The sequence below is a fragment of the Amycolatopsis sp. SID8362 genome, assembly GCF_010550475.1.
Lineage (GTDB): Bacteria > Actinomycetota > Actinomycetes > Mycobacteriales > Pseudonocardiaceae > Amycolatopsis > Amycolatopsis eburnea.
This window is the reverse complement of sequence record NZ_JAAGNB010001402.1, coordinates 1-1,341: the sequence shown is the minus strand read 5'-3', so window position 1 is coordinate 1,341 and position 1,341 is coordinate 1. Positions and strand designations below refer to the sequence as shown.

The following is a 1,341-nucleotide window of genomic DNA, read 5'->3' as shown; positions in this document are numbered from 1 at the left end:
GCCGACGCCTTCGGCCCAGCCGGTGCCGTCGGCGGCGTCGGAGAACGCCTTGCAGCGCCCGTCCGGCGCGAGGCCGCCCTGGCGGCTGAACTCCAGCAGCGAGCCGGGCGTGGCCATCACGTTGACGCCGCCGGCCAGCGCGAGCGAGCACTCCCCCGCCCGCAGGGCCTGGGTGGCCAGGTGCACGGCGACGAGCGACGACGAGCACGCCGTGTCGATGGTGACCGCCGGCCCCTCCAGGCCGAGGGTGTAGGACAGCCGCCCGGACAGGGCGCTCGCGGCGATCCCGGTGCCGACGCTGCCGTCGGCGTCGGCCAGCGACCGCACCATGAGGTAGGCGTAGTCCTGGCCGTTGGTGCCGGTGAACACGCCGGTTTGGCTGCCCCGCAGGGATACCGGGTCGAGGCCCGCCCGCTCCAGCGCCTCCCACGAGGTCTCCAGCAGCAGCCGCTGCTGGGGGTCCATCGACACCGCCTCGCGCGGGGAGATGCCGAAGAAGCCCGGGTCGAACTCGGCCAGCCCGTCGAGGAACCCGCCGGCCTGGCTGACCGTCGTCCCGCGCTCGTCGGTGCCGGCGCCGGCCAGTGCGGCGAGGTCCCACCCCCGGTCGGCGGGGAAGCCGGAGATCGCGTCCCCGCCGCCGGCCACCAGGTCCCACAACGCTTCCGGCGTCCGCACGCCGCCGGGGAACCGGCAGCTCATCGCCACGATCGCGATCGGCTCGGTCGCCGCCGAAACCAGGTTCTGGTTCTGGCGGCGCAGCCGCTCGGCTTCCTTCATGGAAGCGCGGAGCGCCTCGACAACCCGTTCGCTGGGGGACGACATGTTCAACTCCGTGGGGTCGCGGGGGTCGCGGGGATCACTGCGTCTTGCCGTCGAGCGCCGCCTGCACCAGGTCGTCGACCGTCATCGCGTCGATCGAGTCGCCGGCTTCCTCGTCGGTGGCCGTCGCTGCCGGCCCCCGGCCCGCGAGCTGCAGCAGCGGTTCCAGCACACCGATCTCCCTCAGCTGCGCGAGCGGCACCGACGCGAGCAGCGCGCGGATTTCGAGGTCTTCCCCGGCTTCGCCGCCCCCTTCGGCCGGCACCAGCTGCGCCAGCAGGTTCTCCGCGAGCGCCCGCGGGGTCGGGTGGTCGAAGACCAGCGTGGCCGGCAGGCTCAGCCCGGTCGCTTCGGTGAGCTGGTTGCGCAGCTCGACCGCGCTGAGCGAGTCGAAGCCGAGGTCGGTGAACGCGCGGTCGGCGCCGACGGCGTCCTGGCTCGCGTGGCCCAGCACCGCGGCGATCCGGGTGCGGACCACCTCCAGGGCGACCTTGCCGCGCTCGGCCGGGGGCAGGCCCG

Annotated in this window: 2 protein-coding genes; both read right to left on the bottom strand. The window is 74.6% G+C overall.

Annotated features, from left to right (window positions below):
- Window positions 1-825: beta-ketoacyl synthase N-terminal-like domain-containing protein (locus tag G3I65_RS42925; RefSeq protein ID WP_160701173.1), on the bottom strand; the 825-nt coding region annotated here is incomplete at its 3' end.
- 34 nt (window positions 826-859) lie between these two features.
- The coding region (locus G3I65_RS42920; RefSeq protein ID WP_160701172.1) for an acyl carrier protein at window positions 860-1,341 on the bottom strand (482 nt) is incomplete at its 5' end.